Source organism: Pseudomonas sp. GW821-FHT05D12 (genome assembly GCF_059419825.1).
In genome coordinates, this window is record NZ_JBWKSN010000013.1 from 53,256 (window position 1) to 72,826 (window position 19,571).

Sequence of the window (19,571 nt, forward strand, 5' to 3'; positions counted from 1 at the left end):
GATGGCAAGATGAACTCCGCTCAGGTTTACTACTCCCTGAGTAATGGTTTTACCGGCGTCTCCCGCCGGGTCATCTAGGTCACCGAATGGACAAATACACCCCCCACACCTGGCAGCCCCACGAGCGACCGAGCCTGCCTGGCTCGCCGTCGACGCCGCTGCACCCCACGCACAAACGCTGGCTGTTTGCGCTGGTCGGCGTGCTGGTGGCGATTACCGGCGGGCTCGGCAATGCGCTGGTCATCGCCAACCTGCAATACCTGCAAGGCGCCCTGGGCGCGACAACGGCGGAAATGGCCTGGCTGCCCGCCGCCTATGTGATGACCAACGTGTGCATGAACCTGCTGCTGGTGAAGTTTCGCCAGCAGTTCGGCCTGCGCGCGTTCACCGAAGTGTTCCTGGTGCTGTATGCGCTGGTGACCTTCGGCCATTTGTTCGTCAACGACCTCAGCTCGGCCATCGCGGTGCGGGCGGCCCACGGGATGGTCGGCGCGGCGCTCAGTTCGCTGGGGTTGTACTACATGATCCAGGCGTTCCCGGCCAAATGGCGGATGAAAGCCCTGGTGCTGGGGTTGGGCACCGCGCAATTGGCGCTGCCGTTGGCGCGGCTGTTCTCCGAGGATTTGCTGCAAATCGCCGAGTGGCGTGGCCTGTACCTGTTCGAACTGGGCATGGCCCTGATCTGCCTGGGGTGCGTGTTCCTGCTCAAGTTGCCGCCTGGCGACCGCTTCAAGACCTTTGAAAAACTCGACTTCCTGACCTTCGGCATCCTCGCCACCGGGGTCGCCTTGCTCTGCGCCGTGTTGTCGCTGGGGCGCATCGACTGGTGGCTGGAAGCACCGTGGATCGGCGTCGCCTCGGCCTGTTCGCTGGTGCTGATCATGGCCGGCCTGGCGATCGAGCATAACCGCGCCAACCCGTTGCTGATGACCCGTTGGCTCGGCAGTGGGGTGATGATCCGCCTGGCGCTCGCCGTGGTGTTGATTCGCATGGTGCTGTCGGAGCAGTCCACCGGCGCCGTGGGGTTCATGCAGATGTTGAACATGAGCTACGAGCAGATGCACACCCTGTACGTGGTGATGCTGGCCGGGGCGATTGCCGGGCTGGTGGTCAGTGCTCTGACGATCAACCCGGCGCACCTGCTGATGCCGCTGATCATCTCGCTGGCGCTGATGGCCGTGGGGTCGGTGATGGACAGTTTTTCCAGCAACCTGACCCGGCCGCAGAACATGTACATCAGCCAGTTCCTGCTAGGCTTTGGCGGCACGTTCTTCCTGGGCCCGACCATGGTGCTGGGCACCCGCAACGTGCTGACCAACCCGCGCAACCTGGTGAGTTTCTCGGTGATGTTCGGGATCTGCCAGAACCTCGGCGGCCTGATTGGCGCAGCGTTGCTCGGCACCTTCCAGATCGTGCGCGAGAAATTTCACTCGAGCATGATCGTCGAGCACCTGACCCTGCTCGACCCGCGTGTGGCCGCGCGGGTGCAGAGCGGTGGCTCGGCCTACGGCGGGGTGATCGCCGACCCGGAATTGCGCAACCTCATGGGCATTCGCAGCCTGGCCACGGCGGCCACGCGTGAGGCGAATGTGATGGCTTACAACGATGTGTTCATGCTGATCGCGATCATCGCTATCCTCACCATGATCTGGATCTTTATCCGCAGTCTGTGGCTGATGAGCACCACCAAGGCAGCAGCCCCTCCCGTTCAACCCAGCGGCGCCACTTCATGACCGAAACGACCACCACCACGACCACCAATGCCATTGCCTCCACCCCGGAAGGCACCGCGCCGCCCGGCGCGAGCGTGACCGAACCGCGCTCGCTGCGGGTGCGCATCATCTCGTCGCTGGGCTTCGCCGCGATTGCCATCATCGGCGTGCTGATCGTGTTGTATGCTTGGCAATTGCCGCCGTTCAGCAGCGCCGTGGAAACCACCGAGAACGCCCTGGTGCGCGGCCAGGTAACGATTATCGGCCCGCAACTCAGCGGGTATGTGTTCGAAGTGCCGGTGCAGGACTTCCAGTACGTCAAGGCCGGCGACCTGCTGGTGCGCCTCGATGACCGCATCTACAAGCAGCGCCTCGACCAGGCGCTGGCGCAACTGGCGGTGCAGAAGGCATCGCTGGCCAATGTGGTGCAGCAACGCAACAGTGCCGAAGCGACCATCAAGCTGCGCCAGGCCGCCTTGGTGGACAGCCAGGCCCAGGCGCGCAAGAGCACCGCCGACCTGCGCCGCAATGAAGAACTGATCAGCGACGGTTCGGTATCCAAGCGCGAGCTGGACGTGACCCGTGCCGCGAATGCGCAGACCATCGCCGCCGTGGCCCAGGCCCAGGCCAGCCTGGAGATCGCGCGGCAGGACCTGCAGACGGTGATCGTCAATCGCGGCTCCCTGGAGGCGGCGGTGGCCAGTGCCGAGGCGGCCGTGGAGCTGGCGCGGATTGATTTGTCCAACACCCGCATCACCGCGCCGCGTGACGGCCAGCTGGGGCAGATTGGCGTGCGCCTTGGCGCCTTCGTCAATTCCGGCGCGCAGTTGATGGCGCTGGTGCCCCACCAGTTGTGGGTGATCGCCAATATGAAAGAAACCCAGATGGACAATGTGCAGGTCGGCCAGCCGGTGACCTTCACCGTGGATGCGCTCAACCACCGCAAGTTTCGCGGCACGGTGCAGCATATTTCCCCGGCGACCGGCTCGGAGTTCAGCCTGTTGCAGGCGGACAACGCCACCGGCAACTTCGTGAAGATCGCCCAGCGTGTGCCGGTGCGGATTACCGTGGACCCGGATCAGGCCGAGAGCGAGCGGCTGCGGCCGGGGTTGTCGGTGGTGGTGAGTATCGACACGGCAGGGCGCCTGAAAAACAGCCCGCCCTGACCACCCCAGCCACCCTGTAGGAGCCGGCCAGCCGGGCGCCTACAGGGGAAGGTATTTCAGGGTGAAATCGAGTTGAGTCGATTGGCCTTGTTCCAACAGTTTCAACCCGGGCCGTCCCGGCAGGTGATGCGCATTCACCGGATGGCTCACCGGTTCGATGCAGAAAAATCCCAGCCCTGGTGGGCAGAACAGCAGGAAGTAGTCGGCGCCGGTGGCTCGGCATTCCAGCGCATAGCCCAGCTCCGGCTGCTCGATCCGGCACTGCCCGTCCCACTGGCAAAAGCCATTATCCACCAGGCGCTCCGGCAGCGCCTTGAGCTGGCGGAAATCCCAGTCCGCCGGCAGCGGAGCGAGCCCCGTCGGCAGCTTGGATGCATCACTCATCCACACCTGCCCGGCGTTGGCCTGCAAGCGCGTTGCCGGCCGGCGCGGTAGGTAGGGATGCAAGCCCAACCCATGCCACGCGGCCTTGTCGGCCAGATGTGTGACGCGCAGTTCGATCCTCAATTCGCCGCCGCCCAGGCGAAACCGCTGCTCGGCGCGATAGGCAAACGGTGTGTCGCACTCCACCGCCAGCACCACCTCATCCGCCGACTGGCTGACCACCTGCCACACCTGCTGCCAGGCCGAACCATGAATCGGCAGCGGGTCGAGCGGGCTGTTCGGTGTCAGCGCCAGCCAGCCATCCGGGGTGTCGAAACCGCCTTCGGCAATCCGATTGGACCAGGGCGCCAACGGATAGCACCCCAGCTTGCCCGGCAACCCGGTAGCGATCGCCTGCTCATCGCTATGCCGCAGCAGCGGCTGCTCGCTGGCGCGCACGCTCCAGTTGACGATGCTGCCCCCCACGGCGGGCGCCAGGGTCAGCACGGTCAGGTCGTCTCTGAGTTCCAGCATCACAGGTTCACCTTGAAATGAAAGCTACCTGCAGGCGCTGGCTTGCCGGCGATGGCGACCTCAGGGCCACATCGCCGGCAAGCCTGCCTCCTACAGGGGAGGGGCAGGCTGTATTCGTACGCAGAACGTTATAGCACCACGCTTGGCAGCCACAGCGACAACGCCGGAATGTAGGTCACCGCCATCAACACCAGGAACAGTACGGCATAGAACGGCAGCAGCGCCTTCACGGTTTTCTCGATGCTGACCTTGCCCACCGCCGCACCCACGAACAGCACCGCGCCCACCGGCGGGGTGATCAGGCCGATGCCGAGGTTGACCAGCATGATCATGCCAAAGTGCACCGGGTCGACACCGATGCCGAGGATTACCGGCAACAGGATCGGCGTAAGGATCAGGATCAGCGGCGCCATGTCCATCACCGTGCCGAGCAACAGCAGCATCATGTTGATGCACATCAGGATCACGTAGCGGTTGTCCGACAGGGTCAGGAACATCGTGGTGATCTTCGCCGGGATCTGCATCAGGGTCATGATGTAGCCGAAGCTGGCGGCGAAGGCGATCAGGATCATCACGATGGAAATGGTGCGCACCGTACGGTGCATCAGCTTGGGCAGCTCGCTCCATTTGTAGTCGCGGTAGATGAACATGGTCACGAAGAATGCCCACAGCACCGCGATCGCGGCGGACTCGGTGGCAGTGAAGATACCCGAGAGGATGCCGCCGAGGATGATCACCATGGCCATCAGGCCCCACAGTGCATCGGCGCAGATTTTCAGTGCCTGTTTCAAGGGAATGACTTCGCCCTTGGGGTAATCGCGTTTCTTCGCGAAGATCAGGCACAGCACCATCAGGCACGCGCTCATCAGCAAGCCCGGGACCACGCCGGCCATGAACAGCGAGGCGATGGAAACGGTGCCGCCGGCGGCCAGCGAGTAGAGCACCGAGTTATGGCTGGGCGGGGTCAGCAGCGCTTGTACCGAGCCGCTGATGGTCACCGCGGTGGCGAATTCGCGTGGATAGCCACGGCGCTCCATTTCCGGGATCAGCACCGAGCCGACCGAGGCCGTGTCGGCCACCGACGAACCGGAGATCGCGCCGAAGAACGTCGAGGCCATGATGTTCACCAGGGACAGGCCACCGCGCACAAACCCGACCAGCACGCCGGCAAACGCCACCAGCCGCCGCGACATGCCGCCCTCGGCCATGATCGCCCCGGCCAGGACGAAGAACGGGATCGCCATCAGCGAGAATTTATTCACCCCGCCCGCCACCTGGATCATCAGGGCCTGGAACGGAATGTCGATCCACCACGCGCCAATCAGCGCAGACAGCCCGAGGGCGTAGGCCACCGGCATGCCGATCAGGATCAAGGCGATAAAGCTGCCCAACAGAATCAACGCATCCATATCAAGCCGCCCCTTCGCTTTCTTCCACCAGGTCAAAGCGCACCACGCGCCGCTGGCTCTGGTCGCCCAACAGGAGTTTTTCCAGCACGAACACCAGGGTCAGCAGCCCGCCAATCGGGATCGGCATATAGGTGATGCCCACGCGCAGGGTCGGGATGGCGCTCATGAACTGGTTCCAGGTGGACAGGCACAGCTTGCTGCCCCAGATCGTCATGAACAGGCAGATCGTCGCCATCAACAGTTGCGAGACGATGCCGACTACCTGGCGTTGGCGCGGCGGCAGGCGGTCGGTGATCATCGCCACCGACATGTGCGCGCCGGCGCGGTAGCTGGCAGCGGCGCCGATGAAGGTGAACACCAGCATCAACAGGATGGCGGTGGGTTCCGGCCAGCTGGAGCCGGTGCCGAGGATGTAGCGGGCGAAGATGCCCCAGGGAATGATCAGTGCCACTCCCAATACCGAGAGGCCGGCGACCCAGATGCAGGTCATGTAGAGGCGATCATTGATGCGCAGCAGCAAATTCTTCATGGCGTTCACCGTAACCGGGCGCGTCGATGCCGACCGCGCCAGGCCTTGCTGGAGGAGGAGGGTGATTACTCGACGGCGTCGATGCGCTTGATGATGTCGGCGTACGCCTGGCCGTACTTGGCGCGCACGGGAGCGGTCGCGTCATAGAACGGTTTTTTGTCGACGGTGATGAACTCGACGCCGGCGGCCTTGAGTTTTTCCTCACTGCTGGCGGACTTCTTGTCCCACAGCACGCGCTCGTCGGCCTGGGCGACCTTGGCGGCGTTTTTCACCATGACCTGCTGCGCGGGGGTGAGCTTGTTCCAGGTGATTTTCGACATCACGATGGGCTCGGGCAAAATCAGGTGCTCGGTGAGGGTGTAGTACTTGGCGTTCTGGTAGTGGTTGTGTTCCAGCAGGGTCGGCGGGTTGTTTTCCGCGCCGTCGATCACCCCGGTCTGCAGGGCACTGAAAATCTCGCCGGTGTCCATGGCGATGCCGTTGGCCCCCATTTCATTGAAGGCGTCGATGAACAGCGGGTTGCCCTGCACGCGAATCTTCATGCCCTTGAGGTCTTCGATCTTGCGCACCGGTTTCTTGGTGTAGAGGTTGCGCGTGCCGCCGTCCATCCAGGCCAGGGCGACCAGGCCGAACTCGGAGTCGGTGATCTTGGCAAGGATCTCGTCGCCAATCTCGCCATCGATGACCTTGCGCATGTGCGCCTGGTCGCGGAACACGAACGGCAGGTTGAACACGTTCACGTCCGGCACCACCGGGCCGACGATGCCGAGGCTGACGCGGGTCATCTGGATCGCCCCGACCTGGGCCTGTTCGACCACTTCCTTCTCGGAACCCAGGACGCCGCCCGGAAAGTACTTGAAGGTCAGTTCGCCGTTGCTTTCCTTGGTCAGGGCCTTGCCCATGTTTTCTTCGGCAACCACGGTGGGGTAGCCGGCGGGGTGGATGTCGGCGAACTTGATTTCCAGCGCGTGGGCCGCGCCGGTGAAGAGGAATGTCAGGGGAAGTGCAGCGACGAGCAAAGTGCGTTTGAAGTCCATGGGGTGTGTCTCCGTCTTGTTATTGTTGTATTCAAGGCACAGCAATGCAGCTAGAGGGTGAAAGTGGGCTCCGGCAATCCGGTAACGCCGGGGTTGAGGGCGAACACGCCGCCTGACAGTGACTGCTCACTCTGGTCGTCGCGGATCGAGGTGACGAACAGGGTGTCCAGGCGACTGCCGCCGAAGGCGCACATGGTGGGTTTTTTCACCGGCACGCTCAGGGAGCGGTCCAGGCGTCCGTCGGGGGTAAAGCGGTGAACCAGCCCGGCGTCGTTGGCGCAGATCCAGTAGCAGCCCTCGGCATCCACTGCCGCGCCGTCGGGGCGGCCGGGGTGCTGGTGCATGTCGACGAATACGCGGCGATTGGACGGCGTGCCGGTCTCGGTGTCGTAGTCGAAGGCCCAGATCTGCTGCACCAGCGGGTGCGAGTCCGAGGCGTACATCGTGCGGCCATCGGGGCTGAAGGCCAGGCCGTTGAGGGTGATGAACCCATCCAGCAGCGCCTGCGGTGCGCTGCCGGTGGCGAAGCGGTAGAGGATGCCCTCGGCCGCGTTCAGGCTCATGTCCAGCACCATGCTGCCGGCCCAGAAGCGGCCCTGGCGATCACAGCGGCCATCGTTGAGGCGCATGTCCGCACGCGGGTGCTCGACACTGGCCAGGGGCGTAGTGTCGAGGCTGCCGTCGTTGTGCGGGGTAAGCTGGAAGAAGCCACTTTGCAGGCCGGCCACCCAGTTGCCGGCGCTGGTGCGCGCGATGCAGGCGAGTGCCTGCGGGGCTTTCCACGCGGCGATATGCCCGGTCGCGGCACTCCAGCGTTGCAGGCCGCCGTGGGGAATATCCACCCAGTACAGGGCGTTTTCTTCAGGCACCCACACCGGGCATTCGCCCACGGCATTGCGGGCGTCGACAATCAATTCTGCAGTCATGGCCACTCATTCCCTTGGGTTGGTCTGGCGTCAGTCACCGAACGGCCCCGCCGCGCAGAACGCGCCGCCCTGGTAGACCTTGGCCGGGTCATCGGCGGCTACCGGTGGCTGGGCTTCGACTTGGGCGCGAAACACTTCGGAGTTGTCCTTGGGGGCGAAACCCAGGTGCGCGGCGTAGCGATTGTCCCACCAGGTGTCGAGGTTATCCGACATGCCGTAGACCACGGTGTGGCCGACATTCGGCGTGTACAGCGCGCGTTCGAGGAGTTGCGTCAGGTCATCGAAGCTCAGCCAGGTGTGCATCATCCGGCGGTTCTGCGGTTCCGGGAACGAGGAGCCGATGCGGATGCTCACGGTCTCGATGCCGTAGCGGTCGAAGTAGAAACTGGCCATGTCTTCGCCGTAGGACTTGGACAAGCCGTAGTAGCTGTCCGGGCGACGCGGGGAATGCGCGTCGATTTTTTCGCCCTGCTTGTAGAAGCCGATCACATGGTTGGAACTGGCGAAGATCACGCGCTTCACGCCGTGGCGACGCGCGGCTTCGTAGACATGGAAAATCCCGCTGATATTCGCCCCAAGTACTTCCTCGAACGAACGCTCTACCGACACCCCGCCAAAATGCAGGATGGCATCGACGCCTTCCACCAGGTGGTGCACCGCTTGTTTGTCGGAGAGGTCACAAGGTTGCACTTCTTCGCTAGCATCCGCGGCCGGAGCCATCTCGGCGATGTCCGACAGGCGCAGCACCTTGGCGTACGGACGCAGGCGTTCGCGCAAGACTTTGCCCAGGCCGCCGGCGGCACCGGTGAGCAGCAGGCGGTTGAATGGAACGGGTGTGGAGGTGGTCGTGGTCATGGGGGTTCCATTGTTGTTGTAGGTTGTCGTATGACTAGGTGGAAGTATCGTGATTGATTCCCTGGCTTGTCAACACACGCCTTCCTTGCCGGTGCTGGCTTGCCAGCGATGGTGGCTCCACGGTCGGTGGTGACTATTGAGCTGCCATCGCCGGCAAGCCCGCGCCTACCTAAAGTGTATCCGCGGGTTACAACAGGGAGATCGGGTAGCTGATGAAGATCCGGTTTTCATCGAACTCGTTGTTGCTGAAGTCCCGACGCATGGTCGCATTGCGCCACCGCAGATTCAGGTCCTTCAGCGCACCGCTTTGCACGGTGTAGGCCAGTTCCGATTCGCGGCCCCATTCCTTGCCGTCGGTGATCGCCCCGGTGTGCACGTTACTGCCGCTGATGTAGCGGTTCATCATGGTCAGCCCGGGAATGCCGAGGACCACGAAGTTGAAATCATGGCGCACCTGCCAGGATTTTTCCTTCACGTTGTCGTAGCTCGCGTTGTAGCTGTCGTTGGCCAGGGTGCCGCCGCTGGTGCCGTTGACCTTCATCCACACACTGTCGCCGGTGAGCTTCTGCAGGCCCACGTAGAAGGTGTTGCCCAGGTACTTGGCCGAGAGCAGGGCGAAGGCGGTCTTGTTGTCGAGGTCGCCGGCGAGGGCGCTGCCGTCTTCCTTGCCGTTGAAGAAGCCGAGGTTGGCGCCCAGGGTCCAGTCGCCGACCGGCTGGCTGTGGGTCAGGTTGAAGTACTGCTGCTGGTAGATATCGCTGAGTTCGGCGTACCACACGCCGACCTGGGTGCGTTTGTCATTGAAGGTGTATTCGCCGCCGCCGAAGTTGAAGCGGTCCGAGGTGAACGCCGCTTTGCCGTTCATGAACATGTCTTCCATGCTCGCGTCGTTGCGCGGGCTGTTGCCGCGAAATTGCCCGCCGTAGAGGGTCAGGCCGGCGATTTCATTCGAGGTGACCTGGCCGCCACGAAAGGTCTGGGGCAGCGAGCGGCCGTCATCGGAGCGCAGGATCGGCAGCACCGGCATCCATTCGCCGACTTTCAATTCGGTCTTCGACAGCTTGGTTTTCAGCGCTACGCCCAGGCGCCCGAAGTTGTCGGCGGGGCGGCCATCGTCGTGCGTTGGCAACAGTTGGGTGCCGGCGGTGCCTTTACCGCCATCGAGCTTCTGCGAGTACAGGCCCAGCACGTCGATCCCGAAGCCGACAGCGCCCTGGGTGTAGCCGGACTTGGCGTCGAGAATGAAGTTCTGCGTCCACTCTTCGGCCTTGGCCTGGGGGTTGGTCGGGTTGGTGAAGTTGCGGTTGAAGTAGGCGTTGCGCAGGTTGAGCGTGGCCTTGGCGTCGTCGAGAAAACCTTCTGCCTGGGCACCGAGGGGCAGGGTCAATGCCAGGCTGCCAAGACCGATCAGGCCGATACGCGTGGAGGAATTGCGGGCGAATTGACTCACAGTGAAGCTCCCTTTTTGTTGTTTTTATTATTTGTCGTACGTCGTCGTACAACATTGGAGCGAATATTTGCGAGGTTTTCGAGGGGTGTCAAGCAGAAGTTATACGATGACTACGTGATTGAGCCGAGACACACACTGGCGGGGTGGGAGTGGGGTTGCTCGCGAAGGCGGTGTGTCAGTTACCGGAAATAGCGACTGAACCAGTGCTTTCGCGAGCAAGCCCGCTCCCACAGGGGGGAATGGGTCGTCCATGCTTACGGCGCAAGGCTTGGCGATTTCAACCGCGCAACCTAACCCCAGGCTTCACACCGATCAAAAATGTGGGAGCGGGCTTGCTCGCGAAGGCGGTGTGCCAGTCACCGGAAATATCGACTGAAGCAGCGCTTTCGCGGGCAAGCCCGCTCCCCATTGTGGAATGGGTCGTCCATGCTTACGGCGCAAGGCCTGGCGATTTCAACCGCACAACCACGCCCAGGCTTCACACCGCTCAAAAATGTGGGAGCGGGCTTGCCCGCGAAGGCGGTGTGTCAGTTACCGGAAATATCGACTGAACCAGCGCTTTCGCGAGCAAGCCCGCTCTCACAGTGGGGAATGCGGCGTCCACGCCGGCCGCGCAAGGCCCGGCAATATCCCGGGCAAGCCCCATATTTGATCGAGTCCGACGCGAGCCTGCCCTGGACTCAGTTGGCCATGACCATCGGCGGAAGGGTGCCCAGCAGGGAAACGGCGGCTACTGCTGAAACACCCAGTAACCATTCCAGCATCACGCTGGCTTTCAAGCTGCCCAGGTGCTGTTCGCCGCGATCAAGGCGCAATCGGTTCAGCAAGGCCAGCGCCAACATGCCCAGGACCAGCATTACCTTGATCAGCAGGATCAGTGCGAAGCCATTGAACAACGGCGTGGGCCACAGTTGCCCGGTGAGCACGCGCACGTTGATCAAGCCCGTCACCAGCAAACCGGCGACCAGGCCATAACCGACGCCGCTGAAACGCCTGAGGATCGGTTCCAGGCTGGGCCGTTGCGGTTGCCTGAGGATCAACACCAGCAGCAACAATCCACCGAGCCAGGCGCCCACGCAGACCAGATGCACCACCTGGTTGAGGATCAGCAATTGACCGCTGAGCCCATCGAGCATGGCGCCATGGCCGACCGGGGCGAGGGTCGCCAGCAGCAAGGCGGTCAACGGCAGGCGCAGGGCGGGCCAGGGTTTGAACAGCGCAATCACCAGCAACAGGTTCAGCAACAGGTGCCAGACCCACACCTGGCCAAAGAAGGTCTTGCCCAGCACCAATTGCACGGTGGCCGGTTGCAGGGCCGCCTGCCAACTGCCGGCCATGCTTGCGGTGATCAACAGCAACCACGCCACGCCGGAGCCCAGGCCCAGCCAGGCAAGGGCGCGCGTGATGCGCAATAGTTGCCGGTCCAGTGTCGGTTGCGCTCCAGCGCCTAACAGCCAGGGCCTGAATGCACAGGCCCCGAACATCAGCAGCACGACGATGAAATGCAAAAAACGGCACAGCACCAGCAGCGTTGCCATGGGTTATTGGCCGACCTTGAAGCTGTATTCACCGTTGCTCTTATGGGTGTCGACCGACACGGCGTTCCACACCACTTTGTAATTGCCGGCTGCCAGCGGGGCGGCAGGGGTGACTACCAGGGTCTTCTTGTCGGCGTCGGGAGTTTCCAGGCCCTTGATCGCGACTTCGGTGCCGTCCTTGCTCAGGGAGACTTTGGTAAACGTGGCTTCGACACCTTCGCTGAAGCTCAGGCGCAGGTCGGCAGGCGCGGCGACGGTGCTGTCAGCCGCTGGCGTCGAACTCTTGAGGTGCGCATGCGCGAACGCCGCCGAGGCGCCCAGCAGCGAGGCGAGCAGGGCGACGGCGGTCAACGTGTTCTTGATCAGCATTGTTCAGTACCTTCAGGGTTGAGGAGTCGGTAGAGCCATGTGCAGCAAGGGAAAGGGCTTGCCTTCGCCATCCAGCGGCGAGCGCGCGACCTGGATGAAACCATAGTGCAGGTAGAAGCCCACGGCCTGCGGATTCTGTTCGTTCACGTCCACCGTGAGGGTATCGTGACGGGCGCGGGCGTGGTCCAGCAACTGGCGGCCGATGCCCTGGCCACGGCGGTCGGGGTCGATAAACAACATCTCCACATTGTGTCCGCCGGTGGCGATGAAGCCGGCGATGCCGGCGTCATCCTCGAACACCCACGTATCGAGTGCCGGCATCGGCAGGTAAGTGTCGCGCACCAGCGGCAGCAAACGCTGGATGTCATCCTCGGGGAGGAAGTCATGGGTGGCCCGCACCGAACGCTCCCACAGTGCGCCCAGCACGGGGTCGTCGGTGGCCAGGCGAGGTCGAATACTCATGGCAATGATCCTTCATAGGGATCGCGATCCTAACCAATCCTATTTATGCGCGAAAGCTTCGCGTAAGAAGTTTCATTGTGGCCTGTCGCCGCGATCTAGAGCCGATGGTAGTCTTTAAGCCAAGTTGTTGTCAGGGAGCCCTTATGGGCAATCACAAGAGTGGAATTCGTCGGGTCAACGTCGAAAAAATCCTGCTGGCGGCGGAGAAAATCTTCGCCGAAAAGGGCTATGGCAGCACCGCCATGGCCGACATCGCCGAAGAAGTGCAACTGCCGCGCTCCAACCTGCATTACTACTTCACCACCAAAAGCGAGCTGTACAGCGCGGTGCTGTTCGACCTGTTGGAAGTGTGGAAGCAGGATGCACTGAGCTTCGAGACCTTCGATGATCCGCGCGTCGTGCTCAGCAGCTACATCCGCGCCAAGATGCAACGCTCGCGCACGCGGCCGTATGGCTCGAAAGTCTGGGCCAACGAAATCATCCACGGCGCGCCGACACTGGGTGAGGCGCTGGATGAAAGCCTGTACGACTGGGCCAAGATGAAGGAAGCGAAAATTCGCCAATGGGTGGAGGACAAACGCATCCTGCCGGTGGAACCGTCGAGCCTGCTGTACATGATCTGGGCGTCGACCCAGCACTACGCCGACTTCGATCATCAGGTGAAGATTCTGAATGATCACCAGCCGCTGTCGGACATGCAGTTCGAGAAGGCGATTCAGACGGTGACCAGTGTGATTTTGCGCGGGATCGGGTTGGAGCCGTGATGCTCGTTCCTACGCTGCGCGTTCCAAGCGCGGACGCAGAGCGTCCAGTGAGGCATTCCCACGCGGAGCGTGGGAACGATCATATAAAGGGCTACACCGCCTCCCGGTAGGGGTTGCGCGGATCCTGCGTCCAATTCAGGAATGGCTTGCCCGTCTCGATCGGCACCATCTCGATGCAGTCCGCCACCGGGCAGGTGATCTGGCACAGGTTACAGCCCACGCACTCATCGTCGATCACCTCGTATTGGTGCGTGCCATCGGCCAACTTCAAGCTCGCGATGGCCTGGTGCGAAGTGTCCTCACAGGCAATATGGCAACGCCCGCAGCCGATACAGGCGGCCTGGTCGATCTTGGCGATGACCTGATAGTTGATGTCCAGGTACTTCCAGTCCGTGGTGTTGCCCACCGCTCGCCCGGAAAATTCCTGCAGGCTCTGGTAACCCTGACTATCCATCCACCGCGACAGCCCATCCTTCATCTCTTCAACAATGCGGAACCCGTGCAGCATCGCCGCTGTGCACACCTGCACCGCGCCGCAGCCGAGGGCGACGAATTCTGCTGCATCGCGCCAGTTGCCGATGCCGCCAATGCCGCAGATCGGCAGGCCCTGGGTCTGTGGGTCGCGGGCGATTTCGGCGACCATGTTCAGTGCAATCGGCTTCACGGCTGAACCGCAGTAGCCGCCGTGGGTGCTCTGGGTGCCGACCACCGGCAGCGCGACCATGCGCTCCAGGTCGACGCTGGTGATGGAATTGATGGTGTTGATCAGCGACACCGCGTCTGCGCCCCCGCGATACGCCGCACGCGCCGCCACCCGGATGTCGGTGATGTTCGGCGTGAGCTTGACGATCACCGGCAGCGAGCAATAGGTCTTGCACCAGCGGGTCACCTGTTCCACATACTCCGGCACCTGGCCCACCGCCGCGCCCATGCCGCGTTCGGGCATGCCGTGGGGGCAGCCGAAGTTCAGTTCGATTCCATCGCACCCGGTGGCTTCCACCAGCGGCAGGATGTTTTTCCAGGACTCTTCAACACACGGCACCATCAGCGACACGATCAGCGCGCGGTCGGGCCAGTCCTTTTTTACCTGGGTGATTTCCCGCAGGTTGATCTCCAACGAGCGGTCGGTGATCAGTTCGATATTGTTGATACCCAGCACTTCGCGGTTGGCGCCGAAGTGCGCCGAGTAGCGTGACGACACATTGACCGCCGCCGGGTCTTCACCCAGGGTCTTCCACACCACGCCGCCCCAGCCCGCTTCAAACGCGCGGACCACGTTGTAGGCCTTGTCGGTGGGCGGCGCGGAGGCCAGCCAGAATGGGTTGGGGGCCTTGATACCGGCGAACACAATCGAGAGATCGGCCATTACGCAGCCTCCACATTCAGCATGAGTTGGGCGTGCATGGCTTCGGCGGCCAGCTTGCCGTGTTGCACCGCCTGCACGGTGAGGTCCTGGCCGAGGCTGACGCAGTCGCCGCCGGCATAGATCCCGGGAATGCTGGTTTGCAGCTGTTCATCGACAAAGATCCGCTCGCCCACGCGATGCAGTTGCTGGGCCAGGGGATCCTGCAGCGCACCGTTGTCGAAGCCCTGGCCGATAGCCTTGAAGATGGCATCGGCGGCCAGCTCGAAGGTTTCGCCGGTAGGCTGCAGTCGACCGTTTTCCATGCGCGTGCGCAAAAAGCGCATGCCGCGTACCTGGCCCTGATCGTCCAGCAAGACGGCTTCGGGCTGCGCCCAGGTCAGCAGGCGTACCTGATTGGCCTTGGCAATGTCTTGCTCATGGTGAGTGGCGCCCATGTCAGTGAGGCCACGGCGGTACACCAGGTTGACATCGCGGGCACCGAGGCGAGCCATTTGCACGGCCATGTCGATCGCGGTATTGCCGGCGCCAAGCACGATGCAGCGGTCGGCCAGTGGCAGTTGAGTGAGGTCATCGGCCTGGCGCAGTTCGCGGATGTAGTCGGTGGCGGCGAGCAGGCCGGGGGCGTCCTCATGGGGCAGGCCCAGCTGTTTGCTTGCCGCCAGGCCGAGGCCGAGGAACACCGAGTCGAATTGCTGGTGCAGTTCGCTCAAGGTCAGGTTGTCGCCCAGGCGTTGGCCGTGACGAATTTCGATACCGCCGATCTGCAGGAGGAAATCCAGTTCCTGCTGGGCGAAGTCATCCACCAGTTTGTATTTGGCGATGCCGTATTCATTCAAGCCGCCGGCTTTTTCGCGGGCTTCGAAAATCACCACGTCATGGCCGTGCAGCGCCGCGCGATGGGCGCAGGCCAGACCGGCAGGCCCTGCGCCCACCACGGCGATGCGCTTGCCGGTCGATGCGGCGCGCTGGAACGGGTGTTCACTGAAGTGCGCATTGTCGATGGCGTAGCGTTGCAGCAGGCCGATCAGCACCGGGGCGCACTCTTCGGCGTTGTTACGCACGCAGGCCTGCTGGCACAGGATCTCCGTGGGGCAGACCCGCGCACAGCTGCCGCCGAGGATATTCGCCGAGAGAATCTTCTGGGCCGCGCCTTGCACGTTTTCGGTGTGGATATTGCGGATGAACGACGGGATATCGATCTCGCTGGGACACGCATTCACGCACGGCGCGTCGTAGCAATACAGGCAGCGCGAAGCTTCCAGCTGGGCCTGGCGGGCGTTGAGCGGCGGTGCCAGGTCGGTGAAATGGCTGGCGAGTGTCGGCCCATCTTCATGGGGGTGGGGGAGGTGGGTCAGGGTCTGGATCACGGTAGTGGCCTCACGGTTATTGAGGTGCTGCCTCTGATGGGCAATCGTTTTTTTGTTGCCTGTGCCAGCCTCTTCGCAGGCAAGCCAGCTCCCACATTTGAATGTGTTCACACTTCAGGAGATGTGGGAGCCGGGCTTGCCCGCGATCGGCCGAAGGCCGCTTTCAGCGTTTCACAGCAGTGGGCCTGGAACGCTCGGCCCGCTTGCTCAGTTGCTCGAACACCGCCGGATACGCCGGCCGTTCGACGTAGCGCCCGGCACCGCGCTCGGCGCGCAGGTCGCCATCGGCCCAGACCAGCTTGCCCTGGCTGATGGTGTGGCTCGGCACTCCGCGCACGGTCTTGCCTTCGAAGATGTTGAAGTCGACCTGCTGGTGATGGGTCTTTGCCGAAATGGTCCGGGTGCCCTCGGGGTCCCACAGCACCAGGTCAGCATCGGCGCCTACACGGATCGCGCCTTTGCGCGGGTAGAGGTTGAAGATCTTCGCGGTGTTGGTAGAGGTCAGCGCGACGAAATCCTGCATCGACAGACGCCCGGTGTTGACCCCTTCGTCCCACAGCAGCGCCATGCGGTCTTCGATACCGGCGGTGCCGTTGGGGATCTTGCTGAAGTCGTCACGGCCAGCCGCTTTCTGCTCGGCGCAGAAGCAGCAGTGGTCGGTGGCGGTGGTGTGCAGGTTGCCCGACTGCAGGCCGCGCCACAGGGCTTCCTGATGCCCGCGCGGGCGGAAGGGCGGGCTCATCACGTAGCCGGCGGCGGTCTGCCAGTCGGGATGCTGGTAGACGCTGTCGTCCAGCAGCAGGTGGCCGGCGAGCACTTCGCCGTACACCGCCTGGCCTTTGCCACGGGCGTAGGTGATTTCATCCAGCGCTTCCTGGGTGGACACATGCACCAGGTACAGCGGCGTGCCGATGGTCTCGGCGATGCGGATGGCGCGGCTCGCTGCCTCGCCTTCCACCTGGGACGGCCGCGACAGCGGATGCGCTTCCGGGCCGGTGATGCCCTGGGCCATCAGCTTGCGCTGCAGGTGGTACACCAGCTCGCCGTTTTCCGCATGCACGGTGGGCACCGCGCCGAGTTCCAGGCAGCGTTCGAAGCTGGCGACCAGGGTGTCATCGGCCGCCATGATCGCGTTCTTGTAGGCCATGAAGTGCTTGAAGCTGTTGATGCCGTGGTGGCTGACCAACTCGGCCATCTCCTCGCGCACCTGCTCGCTCCACCAGGTGATCGCCACGTGAAAGCCGTAGTCGGCGGCCGACTTTTCTGCCCAGCCGCGCCACTGATGAAAGGCTTCCAGCAAGGACTGCTGCGGGTTGGGAATCACAAAGTCGATGATCGACGTGGTGCCCCCCGCCAGACCCGCCGCCGTGCCACTGAAAAAGTCTTCACTGGCCACGGTGCCCATGAAGGGCAGTTGCATATGGGTGTGGGGATCGATGCCGCCGGGCATCAAGTATTGGCCGCTGCCATCGAGTATCTCGGTGCCGGCGGGAATATCCAGATCAGTGCCGATAGCGCGGATTAGACCGCCTGCGCATAACACGTCGGCTCTATAACTTTCATCATGGGTAATTACGGTGGCGCCACGGATCAACAGCGACATGTCGAGTTCCTCACAGGCTTGACCGGCTTGTGCCAGTTCTAAGTGTTGTAATGCTGCTTGCCGATGGTCGGTTAATTCCTGTCATCGGTGACAGGAATAGAAACTAGCCCGAGTTTTTCGATTGAGCAAGAAGATTTTTCTTAAGCTTATAACTTGAATAAGTAACTGATTTGTAAGGATAAAATATAAAATTCACCAAAATGTAGCAACGTCTCACCATTTTGACGCACTTGACAGGTTCGTAAATTGAGCAACATTTCTTATTGCAAATCAGACGCTTGAGATATGCCGCTTGACGGCGGTGGGAAATAAAAATAATTGTGGTGCACCAGATTGAGTCCTGATCGTTCGGGCAACTTCCACGTTATTTAGCCTGAGTAACGCGGCAAGTACCGAAGGCGCAATCGGAAAGCTGATTAACATCAGCACGTTATATAAGCGGTGTGGGTTCGGTTACGGTTGTCGGCACGCTTATTGAGTGCAGTGGCGGCTGGCCGGACCCCTGATGTCATGTTGTTCACGAGGTACTCCGGCCGCCTGCATTGAAGTGCAGGCGAGCAACAATAATTCGAAAAAACCGTGGAGCGGCCATGCAACAGAACAGATCGCAAGTCATTGAACGCAACGGCCTGTACGAACTCGACGCCGGCCCCGACGTCCTCGACAGCCCCCGCTACAACCACGACATGGCACCGACCAAGGTGCATGAGCGCACCTGGAACAAGTGGCACATCACCGCGTTGTGGGTGGGCATGTCGATCTGCGTGCCGACCTACACCCTGGGCGGCGTGCTTACCGCGTATTTCGGCTTGTCGGTGGGCGAGGCGCTGATGGCGATCCTGCTGGCCAATATCGTGGTGCTGGTCCCGCTGACCCTCAATGCGTTCCCTGGTACCAAGTACGGTATTCCGTTCCCGGTGCTGCTGCGGTCGTCCTTCGGCATCCTCGGCTCCAATGTGCCGTGTCTGATTCGCGCGCTGGTGGCCTGCGGTTGGTTCGGTATCCAGACGATGTTTGGCGGGCTGGCAATCCACCTGTTTCTCGGCTCGATTTTCGAGGGTTGGAAATCCCTCGGCGGCACCGGTGAAGTGATCGGCTTCATGATCTTCTGGACCCTCAACCTGTGGGTGGTGCTGCGCGGCGCCGAGTCGATCAAGCGCCTGGAAACCCTGTCGGCGCCGTTGCTGGTGGCGGTGGGGATCGGCCTGCTGGTGTGGGCGATGCCGAACGTGTCGATCAGCGAGCTGATGGCGATTCCACCCAAGCGGCCTGAAGGGGCGAGCCTCACCGGTTACTTCATGGCCGGCCTCACTGCGATGGTGGGTTTCTGGGCCACGTTGTCGTTGAATATTCCCGACTTCAGCCGCTACGCCAAGAGCCAGAAGGACCAGATCCTCGGGCAGATTTTCGGCCTGCCGCTGACCATGTTCCTGTTCGCCGCCCTCGGCGTGATCATGACCGCCGCCTCGGTGAAACTGGTGGGCGTCAGCGTGTCCGACCCGGTGACCCTGATCGGCCATATCCAGAGCCCGGTGTGGGTGGCCATCGCCATGGCGCTGATCATCATCGCCACGCTGTCCACCAACACGGCGGCGAACATCGTCTCGCCCACCAACGACTTCCAGAACATCGCCCCCAAGCTGATCAACCGCACCACGGCGGTGATCCTCACCGGGCTGGTCGGGCTGGCACTGATGGGCCATGAACTGCTGAAAAAGCTCGGCCTGATTGTCTCCGACGTCAGCCTGGAAACCGTGTATTCCAACTGGCTGCTGGGCTACTCGAGCCTGCTGGGCCCCATCGCCGGGATCATGGTGGTGGACTACTTCATCACCCGGCGGCAGCAGCTGGACCTGGCCGGCCTGTACCGCGACGACGTGTACCCGGCGTGGAACTGGAGTGGCTTTATCGCCTTCGGCGTGCCGGTGGTGCTGACCTTGCTGTCGCTGGGCAGCGATGCATTCAGCTGGTTCTACAGCTACGGCTGGTTCACCGGTTCGGCGTTGGGCGGTTTGTTGTATTACGGCCTGAATGCCAAGCGTGGCATCAGCCCGGTTACGGCCAAATCCCCGCTGTAAGGGCGTTGAAATGCAATCCAAATGTGGGAGCGGGCTTGCAGAC

At 62.3% G+C, this 19,571-nt stretch carries 17 protein-coding genes; 4 read left to right on the forward strand and 13 right to left on the reverse strand.

Annotation, left to right across the window (positions count from 1 at the left end):
• Window positions 1–86: 86 nt before the first annotated feature.
• On the forward strand, window positions 87–1,733 hold the full coding sequence (locus AC07SI_RS23095; protein ID WP_065903904.1) for an MFS transporter: 1,647 nt from the start codon (window positions 87–89) through the stop codon (window positions 1,731–1,733).
• A complete protein-coding gene (locus AC07SI_RS23100; RefSeq protein ID WP_106803333.1) occupies window positions 1,730–2,878 on the forward strand; it encodes an HlyD family secretion protein in 1,149 nt (382 codons plus the stop codon). The genes AC07SI_RS23095 and AC07SI_RS23100 overlap by 4 nt, the downstream gene beginning before the upstream one ends.
• 39 nt (window positions 2,879–2,917) lie before the next feature.
• Here the strand turns inward: AC07SI_RS23100 and AC07SI_RS23105 are convergent, their stop codons facing one another.
• The 10 genes from AC07SI_RS23105 to AC07SI_RS23150 form a co-directional block, all read right to left on the reverse strand.
• Window positions 2,918–3,775, reverse strand: a complete 858-nt coding sequence (locus AC07SI_RS23105) for an aldose 1-epimerase (protein ID WP_495006571.1) — start codon at window positions 3,773–3,775, stop codon at window positions 2,918–2,920.
• Between the two features lie 128 nt (window positions 3,776–3,903).
• Window positions 3,904–5,184 carry a TRAP transporter large permease gene (locus tag AC07SI_RS23110; protein WP_065903895.1) on the reverse strand — a complete coding sequence of 427 codons (1,281 nt, stop codon included), beginning with the start codon at window positions 5,182–5,184 and terminating at the stop codon, window positions 3,904–3,906.
• 1 nt (window position 5,185) lies between these two features.
• Window positions 5,186–5,713, reverse strand: a complete 528-nt coding sequence (locus AC07SI_RS23115) for a TRAP transporter small permease (protein ID WP_106803335.1) — start codon at window positions 5,711–5,713, stop codon at window positions 5,186–5,188.
• 65 nt (window positions 5,714–5,778) lie between these two features.
• Window positions 5,779–6,750, reverse strand: a complete 972-nt coding sequence (locus AC07SI_RS23120; RefSeq protein ID WP_106803336.1) for a TRAP transporter substrate-binding protein — start codon at window positions 6,748–6,750, stop codon at window positions 5,779–5,781.
• Window positions 6,751–6,800: 50 nt separating this feature from the next.
• Entirely contained in the window at window positions 6,801–7,676 is an 876-nt protein-coding gene (locus AC07SI_RS23125; protein ID WP_106803337.1) for an SMP-30/gluconolactonase/LRE family protein, read from the reverse strand.
• Between the two features lie 30 nt (window positions 7,677–7,706).
• A complete protein-coding gene (locus AC07SI_RS23130; protein ID WP_106803338.1) occupies window positions 7,707–8,531 on the reverse strand; it encodes an NAD-dependent epimerase/dehydratase family protein in 825 nt (274 codons plus the stop codon).
• A 187-nt stretch (window positions 8,532–8,718) separates the two neighbouring features.
• A complete protein-coding gene (locus tag AC07SI_RS23135) occupies window positions 8,719–9,981 on the reverse strand; it encodes an OprD family porin (protein ID WP_495006572.1) in 1,263 nt (420 codons plus the stop codon).
• Window positions 9,982–10,661: 680 nt separating this feature from the next.
• On the reverse strand, window positions 10,662–11,519 hold the full coding sequence (copD, locus tag AC07SI_RS23140) for a copper homeostasis membrane protein CopD (RefSeq protein ID WP_495006573.1): 858 nt from the start codon (window positions 11,517–11,519) through the stop codon (window positions 10,662–10,664).
• Between the two features lie 3 nt (window positions 11,520–11,522).
• Window positions 11,523–11,888, reverse strand: a complete 366-nt coding sequence (gene copC / locus AC07SI_RS23145) for a copper homeostasis periplasmic binding protein CopC (protein ID WP_106803342.1) — start codon at window positions 11,886–11,888, stop codon at window positions 11,523–11,525.
• Window positions 11,889–11,900: 12 nt separating this feature from the next.
• The gene (locus tag AC07SI_RS23150) at window positions 11,901–12,350 is read right to left on the reverse strand and encodes a GNAT family N-acetyltransferase (RefSeq protein ID WP_065901203.1); all 450 of its coding nucleotides are present in this window, start codon (window positions 12,348–12,350) and stop codon (window positions 11,901–11,903) included.
• Window positions 12,351–12,493: 143 nt separating this feature from the next.
• Here AC07SI_RS23150 and AC07SI_RS23155 point away from each other — a divergent pair, with 143 nt between their 5' ends.
• Window positions 12,494–13,114 (forward strand): TetR/AcrR family transcriptional regulator, encoded by a 621-nt coding sequence (locus tag AC07SI_RS23155; protein ID WP_027606227.1) that lies wholly within the window; start codon window positions 12,494–12,496, stop codon window positions 13,112–13,114.
• Between the two features lie 91 nt (window positions 13,115–13,205).
• On the opposite strand, the gene preA is transcribed toward AC07SI_RS23155, so the two are convergent.
• From preA to hydA, 3 genes are all read right to left on the reverse strand, one after another.
• Complete coding sequence (gene preA, locus AC07SI_RS23160; protein ID WP_065901202.1) at window positions 13,206–14,480, reverse strand: NAD-dependent dihydropyrimidine dehydrogenase subunit PreA; 1,275 nt, start codon at window positions 14,478–14,480, stop codon at window positions 13,206–13,208.
• Window positions 14,480–15,847 carry an FAD-dependent oxidoreductase gene (locus AC07SI_RS23165; RefSeq protein WP_201145275.1) on the reverse strand — a complete coding sequence of 456 codons (1,368 nt, stop codon included), beginning with the start codon at window positions 15,845–15,847 and terminating at the stop codon, window positions 14,480–14,482. The genes preA and AC07SI_RS23165 overlap by 1 nt, the downstream gene beginning before the upstream one ends.
• 163 nt (window positions 15,848–16,010) lie before the next feature.
• The gene (hydA, locus tag AC07SI_RS23170; protein ID WP_065901197.1) at window positions 16,011–17,450 is read right to left on the reverse strand and encodes a dihydropyrimidinase; all 1,440 of its coding nucleotides are present in this window, start codon (window positions 17,448–17,450) and stop codon (window positions 16,011–16,013) included.
• A 590-nt stretch (window positions 17,451–18,040) separates the two neighbouring features.
• On the opposite strand from hydA, the gene AC07SI_RS23175 reads away from it, so the two are divergent.
• Entirely contained in the window at window positions 18,041–19,528 is a 1,488-nt protein-coding gene (locus AC07SI_RS23175) for an NCS1 family nucleobase:cation symporter-1 (protein WP_065901195.1), read from the forward strand.
• Window positions 19,529–19,571 lie beyond the last annotated feature (43 nt).

Bases quoted from the DNA above. Each gene is read 5' to 3' on its own strand.
- AC07SI_RS23095 (WP_065903904.1), top strand. From the start codon at position 87: ATGGACAAATACACCCCCCACACCTGGCAGCCCCACGAGCGACCGAGC.
- AC07SI_RS23100 (WP_106803333.1), top strand. From the start codon at position 1,730: ATGACCGAAACGACCACCACCACGACCACCAATGCCATTGCCTCCACC.
- AC07SI_RS23105 (WP_495006571.1), bottom strand. From the start codon at position 3,775: ATGCTGGAACTCAGAGACGACCTGACCGTGCTGACCCTGGCGCCCGCC.
- AC07SI_RS23110 (WP_065903895.1), bottom strand. From the start codon at position 5,184: ATGGATGCGTTGATTCTGTTGGGCAGCTTTATCGCCTTGATCCTGATC.
- AC07SI_RS23115 (WP_106803335.1), bottom strand. From the start codon at position 5,713: ATGAAGAATTTGCTGCTGCGCATCAATGATCGCCTCTACATGACCTGC.
- AC07SI_RS23120 (WP_106803336.1), bottom strand. From the start codon at position 6,750: ATGGACTTCAAACGCACTTTGCTCGTCGCTGCACTTCCCCTGACATTC.
- AC07SI_RS23125 (WP_106803337.1), bottom strand. From the start codon at position 7,676: ATGACTGCAGAATTGATTGTCGACGCCCGCAATGCCGTGGGCGAATGC.
- AC07SI_RS23130 (WP_106803338.1), bottom strand. From the start codon at position 8,531: ATGACCACGACCACCTCCACACCCGTTCCATTCAACCGCCTGCTGCTC.
- copD (WP_495006573.1), bottom strand. From the start codon at position 11,519: ATGGCAACGCTGCTGGTGCTGTGCCGTTTTTTGCATTTCATCGTCGTG.
- copC (WP_106803342.1), bottom strand. From the start codon at position 11,888: ATGCTGATCAAGAACACGTTGACCGCCGTCGCCCTGCTCGCCTCGCTG.
- AC07SI_RS23150 (WP_065901203.1), bottom strand. From the start codon at position 12,350: ATGAGTATTCGACCTCGCCTGGCCACCGACGACCCCGTGCTGGGCGCA.
- AC07SI_RS23155 (WP_027606227.1), top strand. From the start codon at position 12,494: ATGGGCAATCACAAGAGTGGAATTCGTCGGGTCAACGTCGAAAAAATC.
- preA (WP_065901202.1), bottom strand. From the start codon at position 14,480: ATGGCCGATCTCTCGATTGTGTTCGCCGGTATCAAGGCCCCCAACCCA.
- hydA (WP_065901197.1), bottom strand. From the start codon at position 17,450: ATGTCGCTGTTGATCCGTGGCGCCACCGTAATTACCCATGATGAAAGT.
- AC07SI_RS23175 (WP_065901195.1), top strand. From the start codon at position 18,041: ATGCAACAGAACAGATCGCAAGTCATTGAACGCAACGGCCTGTACGAA.